Origin of the sequence: Pseudomonas sp. K5002 (assembly GCF_013386655.1) — a bacterium.
GTDB lineage: Bacteria > Pseudomonadota > Gammaproteobacteria > Pseudomonadales > Pseudomonadaceae > Aquipseudomonas.
Map to the genome: position 1 here is coordinate 1 of NZ_JACARK010000269.1, position 7,980 is coordinate 7,980.

The following is a 7,980-nucleotide window of genomic DNA, read 5'->3' on the forward strand; positions in this document are numbered from 1 at the left end:
CACGAGATCGTGCTGTACCCCGACGACTTCCTCAGCCCGCAGCGCCATCGCGACGCCAGCGGCGTGGAGCACGAGTGGGACGGCGAGCACAGCGGCGAAGCCTGGCAACAGGGCCCGGTGATCCTTGCGTGGCCCGGCGTACTGGCCAGCGGCAACTGGGAAGGCTACAACCTGGTCATTCACGAACTGGCCCACAAGCTGGACATGCTCAACGGCGACGCCAACGGCCTGCCACCCCTGCACCACGACATGCGCGTGCAGGAATGGGCCAGCGTCATGCAAAGCGCCTTCGACGACCTCAACCGCCAGCTCGACCGCAACCCTGACGCCGAAACGGCCATCGACCCCTACGCCGCGGAAAACCCGGCCGAGTTCTTTGCCGTCACCAGCGAATATTTCTTCAGTGCCCCGGATTTACTGGTCAGCAGTTATCCACAGGTGTACGAGCAACTGAGCCACTTCTACCGTCAGGATCCCCTGGCGCGCCTGCACCAACTGCAGGCCGGCGACGTGCGGTATCAGACGGAACGCCAAGCGCACTACGACGTCTGACGCATGGCATCGGCGTCAGAATATGCCTATAATCGCCGCCACTTTTAGGCCAATCCGGCCATGTTCCATGGCCAACTACGGGGGCAACGCCCAATGAGCTACAGCAAGATTCCGGCTGGCAAAGACCTGCCGAACGACATCTACGTCGCCATCGAGATTCCGGCCAACCACGCGCCGATCAAATACGAAATCGACAAAGACAGCGACTGCCTGTTCGTTGACCGTTTCATGGCCACCCCGATGTTCTACCCGGCCAACTACGGTTTCATCCCCAACACCCTGGCAGACGACGGTGACCCCCTCGACGTGCTGGTCGTGACCCCTTACCCGGTTACCCCAGGCTCGGTTATCCGCGCCCGCCCGGTCGGCATCCTGAACATGACTGACGACGGCGGCGGCGATGCCAAAGTTATCGCAGTACCACACGACAAGCTGTCCCAGCTGTATGTCGACGTGAAGGAATACACCGATCTGCCGCCACTGCTGCTGGAACAGATCAAACACTTCTTCGAGAACTACAAAGACCTCGAAAAAGGCAAATGGGTGAAGATCGACGGTTGGGGCAACGCAGACGCCGCCCGCGCCGAGATCATGAAGTCGGTCGCTGCCTACAAAGGCTGATACCGCTATTCGCTCTGAAAAAGCCCCGATTAAACGGGGCTTTTTTTGTGGGAAAAATATAAACATCCGGCTACTTTAATAAACATATTTACAGCAATTGTTTAACTAGCTTAATTAACTAGCAGAATAGTCCTGCGATAAGGAAACACCTACATACAGCAACTCAACGCATGGTTTATTTGATCTGATTTTACGGCCAGTAAACTCTGCGTTTATGAATACATCAGGTGATCGCTTAAGAGCGCTATTACGGGAAGTTCATCTTTCCGCTTCCGACTTCGCCAAGAACCGCGATGTTACGCCTCAACACGTAAACAACTGGTTCAAACGCGGCGTCCCCATGGGCCGGCTCAACGAGTTCGCAGAATTGTTGTGCGTCACCAGCCGTTGGCTGCGCACAGGCGAAGGCCCCAAACATCCACCCGCCAACTACCTGCTGGAAGGATCCGATGCAGACACCTCCCACCGTATCGCCCGCGAGACCAGCGGCAACTACATCACCCACCCGGTCTCGGGCCCGGTAAAAATCGACGTGGAGATCCCCCTCCACCCCACCTTCACCTCGACCGAAAGCATCCGCCTCTCCCTGCACACCCTTGAAGCCATCGGTGTAAGCCCGGAGCGGGCGCTCGGGGCCTACATGGTCGGCAACAGCATGATCGACATCATCCAGGACGGAAGTACCCTTGCCATCGACTGTGGTCGCAAACAGATCATCGATGGCGAAATCTACGCGGTAGAGCACGACGGAATGCTGCGGATCAAATACCTCTACAACCGTCCAGGAGGTGGCCTGCGGATGCGTAGCCACAACAGCGCCGAGCATCCGGACGAGTTTTTGACCTATGAGCAGCGGCATGAGCAGAACTTTGAGATTCTGGGTTGGGTGTTCTGGTGGGCGACACTGAATAACCGCCGCCCGCCGGTGCCGCTGGATGCGCATTTATTGGGCTACGAAGGCTCTAAATCGGATCCGGAGCTGGGAAATTGAGGCGAATATGGGTATTATCCGCCGCACATTTGGCAGGGGGTTGGCGTGAAGCCGGTCCGCCCTGCCTGGCGATGCGGAGGAGTTCCCGCTGATGCCCCTTATCACCTGGGTGTGAGCCTGGGTGAACGATTTGAAGGCTGGTGAGGTTTACCAAAAATAAGCTGAACCAGTCCCCGAGAAGCCGGCCACAAGCCGGCTTTTTAATGCCTGGAAGAAATGCGCTACACCTGCCAGGCATCGAGCTATTTGAGAACGCGCCAACCGCTCCAAGGCACGCAAGCCGTCTTTTCCATCCTCAGGACATTCGCCTGATACGTCGCTAAAAGCCCGTTCCAAGAACACGTTTCGCATACCTGTCGTTACCAACGACATGACATCAAGACGTGTCGCAGAAATCGAAATATAGCGACACGTAGTGCACGCATGTTTACACTGACGCCACGAAAGGGCGCCCTGATGAGCCCCTCTTACCTTTAGACGGATAAGTCAAAGACCGAGCCCCATCCATGACCGCATCCCACCTTCCCTGGCAGGCTGACAAGCCCTACAACCAGCTTCCCACTTTGCCACCGGCAACTGTTCTGGAAACCCATGCAGTGCTCAAACGCTGCATTGAGGCCCGCACAGCCCTGGCCGAATTGAAGCAAGCGGCTGAGCTGATCCCTAACCAGACAATGCTGATCAACACCATTCCATTGCTGGAGGCCAAGGACAGCTCAGAGATCGAAAGTATCGTCACCACCACGGATTTGCTCTTTCAGCATGCTCAGGATGGAGATAGCCACGCAGACCCAGCGACCAAGGAAGCACTGCGCTACCGCAAAGCCCTGCAGAAAGGTTATCAATCGTTGGCCGACCGCCCACTCTCCACCGGTACTGCAGTCGAAATCTGCCGCACGCTTAAAGGCGTGAACATGGATATACGCCGGGTGCCAGGAGTCCAGCTAGCCAACGACCGAACCGGCGAGATCATCTATACCCCACCGGAAGGCGAAGATCGCTTACGTGACATGCTCGCCAACTGGGAGCGCTTCCTGCACAACGAGACCGACCTGGATCCATTAGTACGTATGGCGGTTAGTCACTATCAATTCGAAGCCATTCACCCATTCACCGACGGCAATGGCCGTACCGGGCGAGTGCTCAACACCCTGTACCTGATCCAGGAAGGCCTGCTGAATCTACCGATTCTCTACCTTAGCCGTTACATCATTGCCCATAGAGCCGATTACTACCGCCTGTTGCTTGATGTCACTCGCAAACAAGCCTGGGAGCCTTGGCTGCTGTACATGCTCAGCGCTGTGGAAGAAACAGCACGCTGGACTTGTGCAAAAATTGCCGCTATTCGCAGCCTGTCCGAGCACACCACCCAGTTTGTTCGTGAGCAGTTGCCGAAAACCTATTCCCGCGAGCTGGTAGACGTCATTTTCGAACAGCCCTACTGCCGCATCAGCAACGTCGTCGACAAACAGATTGCCCAGCGTCAAGCAGCCTCCCGTTACCTCAAAGAACTAGTCGCCATCGGCGTTCTGCAAGAGGTTCAGGTTGGCAAGGAAAAGCTCTTCATCCATCCCAAGCTGATGCAGTTACTCACTCGCGACAACAATGACTTCAAGCCATACGCCTGAGGAGACCGCTTTAATCCATGGCGATCGTCTGCCGGGATTTCCGCCCCTGAGCCAGGATGATGAGCATTTGGTCAGTAGATCGCTGACCAAATGCATCGCAACCTCAGCGTAGGCTTAAGGTCCTCACCTCGGCTGCAAACAGTCCAGCGCTCGATCCACCACCACCTTCGACATTTCCACCAAATGCATCACCGCCCGCTGTGCGCCATTCAGCGGCTCGGTCGACGCCTGGGCGGTTGCTACGGCGCAATGCAGCAACTCGGCAGCATGGGCCAGCGCATCTTCGAAACTCAGTTCGTCATCGACGGTAAACGGGTTGGGTGAAGGCTGCGCGTCCGGCGCTTTAAGGTAGTGATCGATCACTCGACGCGAGGCATCAGTGTCGCGGAGTAAGGCTTTATGGAATGCGGGTGGATCGGGGGTAACTTTGACCATGGTAAATCTCCAATCAAACATTTGGAGCCACCACTCCTCGCGACTAAACGAAGGCGGCAGCTGTACGCAGGTTAGTCGACCGGTCGATTGGAAACCCGGCGCGCCCGAGGGCGCCCTGCGCACAGCCACCATAAAAGTGCAGGCGAAAAACGGCCTGACTCATGAACTGATCGTGCGCCAATCGAATCCGGGCGACTAAACCCGATCACCGAATATGCAGTGACGGAACGCAGACTAGTCGCGGGATTTTGCTGGCGCAAGCGCTTGGAATTCTCTAGGAAACGTCCTGCAAATGAAAGGGATCAGTCTTCCTGGCCATTCCCAATCACTGCATCTTCTTGACTCTCCCCCTAAGGTCACACCTCACCCTGAAACCCCAGTTTTCAGGACCGCACCACCATGAGCCAACGCATCCTGGTCATCCTCGGCCACCCTTCCAGCACCAGCTTCTGCTCGGCCCTCACCGACACCTACATCACCAGCGCCAAAAACGCCGGCCACGAAGTACGCATCCTGCGTCTGGGTGAACTGGCTTTCGACCCTATCCTCCACAACGGCTACAACCAGGCCCAGCCTCTGGAACCCGACCTGCTCAACGCGCAATCCGACATCCTGTGGGCCAATCACCTGACGTTTGTTTTCCCCGTCTGGTGGGGTGGAATCCCTGCGTTGATGAAAGGTTTTATCGACCGAATTTTCCTATCCGGTTTCGCCTTCAAATACCGCAAGGGAAAGGCCTTCCCCGACAAACTCCTGCAGGGCAGAACCGCGCACTTGCTGGTGACCCTGGACACGCCGCCGTGGTATTACAGGTGGTTCTACCGCATGCCCGCGCTGCATCAGATGCGCAAGACAACACTGGCGTTTTGTGGCATTCAGCCGATCAAGACGTTGCTGTTCGGGCCGGTGTTGGGCTCTACGCCAGCACAGCGGGAACAGTGGCTGAAACAGGCCGGCGCACTCTTTGGGAAAAGGATTTTTCATGTACATCGGCAAAGCCGCGCAACTGTCGGGCACAACCATCAAGGCGATTCGTCACTATGAGGCCATCGGCCTGTTGCCGCCGCCGCAGCGGGAAGGCCGTTATCGGATTTACTCTACGCAAAGTGTCGAGCTGCTGACGTTCATCAAGTGTGCCCAGCAGTTGGGTTTCAAGCTCAAGGAGTTGCAGGTGATTCTGGTCGGGCATCCTGGTGATGGGTTGCCCTGGGAGCTGGCGGACAAGGCAATCACCAACAAAAAGCAGGAACTGATGAAGCAAATCGAAGCGCTGCAGAAGATGCACGGGGGATTGGTCGAATTTGAGGCCAGTCTCAAGGACGCTCAGGGTCAATGCAACGCACCACCGAAAACGCCACGGCCGTCAATGAGCTGAACCGCTGTTTTACGTAGTACCGGGCAGCGGCTCGGAACAGAAAAAGCTTCGCAAGTAATGGAGTGGTTTCCGGCCGCACTGGGAAAGGTCCACTTCGAGCGCGATTGGCAATGGCGTGCTGGCGGGAAGTTGGACGGCGATTACCGGCGTGTGGGACGCCATCAAGCAAGCGCAGGAGATCTTCAAGGACGCCGGCAAGCTGTTTGAAAGCCTGGGGGCGACAGCCAGCGAATCGATGGAGCTGGCGAGTACTGCGCCAAAGGTTATGGAACAGGCGATCCTGCTGGCCAGTGATGAGGCGGCGCTGTACCTGATGTGCGCATCTGACTGGACAGTGAGCCGAATAGCTCACACAATCGGCTCACCAAATGAGCCGAATAAGCCTTCTATTCGGCTCACATACCGAGCATGCCTCTATGGATCACCCGAACTGGATCTGGCAACAACCGGACTGGCCGCACTTTCACTGGCAACCAGAGCGCCTTGCAGCGTTGTTGCGAGAGTGCACGCAGGCGCAAGGAAAGTTGCTGGGCATGCTCGGTTCGGTCAGCCAGGCCCAGAGCTCAGAGAATGAACTGGATGCGTTGCTGCAAAACATTCTGACCTCCTCGGCAATCGAGGGTGAGCAACTGAATGTGGGTTCCGTACGTTCCTCTTTGGCCCGACGCCTGGGCCTGGAGCAATTGCAAGACGGCTCAGTGAGCAGACGCAGCGAGGGTCTGGCTGACTTGATGCTGGACGCCACGCAGCAGTTTGCTCAACCGTTTACCCTCACCCGTCTATTTAACTGGCATCGGTGGTTGTTTCCCGCCGAGGAGGCCCGCTTTTCCACCCACGGCTTGAACGTAGGCGCGCTAAGGGGGGATGAGCCCATGCAAGTCGTGTCGGGACGACTGGACCGACCCACTGTGCATTTCGAGGCCCCACCCCGCCAAGGACTGGAGCAGTCGCTGGACGATTTCATCGAATGGTTTGAAGCCAGCCGGAATCATGCGGCCCTTGACCCATTGCTCCGCGCAGGCCTGGCGCATTTCTGGTTCGTCACCCTGCACCCCTTCGATGATGGCAACGGTCGTCTGACGCGGGCTATTACTGACCTCGCGCTTGCCCAGGCGGAGAACCAGGCGATCCGCTTCTACGCCATGTCGGCAAGCATCCTTGAAGACCGGGCAGGCTATTACCGTGCACTGGAAACCAGTCAAAAAGCCACGCTGGATGTCACCGATTGGCTAGAGTGGTTCCTGCAAACCCTGCTTCGTAGCCTGCAGCAGGCGATGGCGCGGATCGACCGGGTGCTGGGTAAAACTCGCTTCTGGCAACGGCATCGAGACCACGCACTCAGCGCCGAGCAGACAAAAGTCTTGAATCGCTTGCTCGACGGCGGCGAGAAGGGCTTTGAGCACGGGATCAGCGCGGCCCAATATCAGGCGGTGGCCAAAGTGTCCAAGGCAACGGCGACCCGACATCTGGCCGATCTTCTGGAAAAAAACTGCCTGGTTCGGCTACCCGGCGGCGGCCGCAGCACCCGCTATCAAATCAACACCCAAGGCGATTGATTTACAAGGCAAATCCCCCCACTCATTTGCCCCAATCCCCCATGTCTGCTAGTGTCGCGCCGGTTTACCGTCTACCGGAATAGCCGCCATGGCCCGCAAAAAAGTTGCACTCGATTTCGAACAATCCCTCGCCGACCTGCAAACCCTGGTCGAGCGGATGGAGAACGGCGAGTTGTCGCTGGAAGACTCGCTGACCGCATTCGAGCAAGGCATCGGCCTGACCCGCGACTGCCAGAGCGCCCTGGCGCAGGCGGAGCAGAAGGTCCAGGTGTTGCTGGAACGCGATGGGGAGTTGGCCGAAGAACCTTTCGATGCGGAACAGCCTGAATGATCGACGCTTATCAGGCCGGCAGCCAGGCCCGGGTCAATGCTGCGCTGGAACCGCTGTTTGTCGCGCCCAGCCCTGAGCTGAACCGCCTGTATGAGGCCATGCGCTACAGCGTGATGAACGGTGGCAAGCGCGTTCGCCCGTTGCTCGCCTATGCGGCCTGTGAAGCCCTCGGCGCCCAGGCGGAGGAAGCCAACGGCGCCGCCTGTGCGGTGGAGTTGATCCACGCTTACTCCCTGGTACACGACGATTTGCCGGCGATGGACGACGACGATCTGCGTCGCGGCCAGCCCACTACCCATAAAGCCTTTGATGAAGCCTGCGCGATTCTCGCCGGTGACGGCCTGCAAAGCCTGGCGTTCAGCGCCCTGCTGGACCCGCGCCTGAGCAGCGTCAACGCCGAGATCCGTCTGCGCATGGTCACCGCGCTGGCGCTGGCCGCAGGGCCTGCCGGCATGGTCGGCGGCCAGGCGATTGACCTGGGCTCGGTCGGT

Annotated in this window: 10 protein-coding genes; 9 read left to right on the forward strand and 1 reads right to left on the reverse strand. The window is 57.9% G+C overall.

The window, feature by feature from the left end; genetic code table 11:
- The 4 genes from HX846_RS13975 to fic all read left to right on the forward strand — a co-directional run.
- On the forward strand, nt 1-552 hold a 552-nt coding region (locus tag HX846_RS13975), incomplete at its 5' end, for a zinc-dependent peptidase (RefSeq protein WP_178965567.1).
- Nucleotides 553-645: 93 nt separating this feature from the next.
- A complete protein-coding gene (gene ppa / locus HX846_RS13980) occupies nt 646-1,173 on the forward strand; it encodes an inorganic diphosphatase (RefSeq protein WP_003176323.1) in 528 nt (175 codons plus the stop codon).
- A gap of 214 nt (nt 1,174-1,387) precedes the next feature.
- Nucleotides 1,388-2,164: an XRE family transcriptional regulator gene (locus HX846_RS13985; protein ID WP_087692357.1), complete on the forward strand. Its 777-nt coding sequence runs from the start codon at nt 1,388-1,390 to the stop codon at nt 2,162-2,164.
- A gap of 506 nt (nt 2,165-2,670) precedes the next feature.
- On the forward strand, nt 2,671-3,792 hold the full coding sequence (gene fic, locus HX846_RS13990) for a protein adenylyltransferase Fic (RefSeq protein WP_177040881.1): 1,122 nt from the start codon (nt 2,671-2,673) through the stop codon (nt 3,790-3,792).
- Nucleotides 3,793-3,915: 123 nt separating this feature from the next.
- Here fic and HX846_RS13995 read toward each other — a convergent pair whose 3' ends face one another.
- On the reverse strand, nt 3,916-4,227 hold the full coding sequence (locus HX846_RS13995) for a DUF6124 family protein (protein ID WP_003219377.1): 312 nt from the start codon (nt 4,225-4,227) through the stop codon (nt 3,916-3,918).
- A 399-nt stretch (nt 4,228-4,626) separates the two neighbouring features.
- On the opposite strand from HX846_RS13995, the gene HX846_RS14000 reads away from it, so the two are divergent.
- The 5 genes from HX846_RS14000 to HX846_RS14020 all read left to right on the forward strand — a co-directional run.
- Nucleotides 4,627-5,271: an NAD(P)H-dependent oxidoreductase gene (locus tag HX846_RS14000; protein ID WP_178965568.1), complete on the forward strand. Its 645-nt coding sequence runs from the start codon at nt 4,627-4,629 to the stop codon at nt 5,269-5,271.
- Nucleotides 5,210-5,602: a MerR family transcriptional regulator gene (locus tag HX846_RS14005; RefSeq protein ID WP_087692355.1), complete on the forward strand. Its 393-nt coding sequence runs from the start codon at nt 5,210-5,212 to the stop codon at nt 5,600-5,602. The genes HX846_RS14000 and HX846_RS14005 overlap by 62 nt, the downstream gene beginning before the upstream one ends.
- Nucleotides 5,603-6,018: 416 nt before the next feature.
- Complete coding sequence (locus tag HX846_RS14010) at nt 6,019-7,158, forward strand: Fic family protein (RefSeq protein WP_178965569.1); 1,140 nt, start codon at nt 6,019-6,021, stop codon at nt 7,156-7,158.
- Between the two features lie 88 nt (nt 7,159-7,246).
- A complete protein-coding gene (locus HX846_RS14015; RefSeq protein ID WP_003209964.1) occupies nt 7,247-7,489 on the forward strand; it encodes an exodeoxyribonuclease VII small subunit in 243 nt (80 codons plus the stop codon).
- A partial coding sequence (locus tag HX846_RS14020; RefSeq protein ID WP_178965570.1) for a polyprenyl synthetase family protein occupies nt 7,486-7,980 on the forward strand: 495 nt, incomplete at its 3' end. The genes HX846_RS14015 and HX846_RS14020, both read left to right, overlap by 4 nt.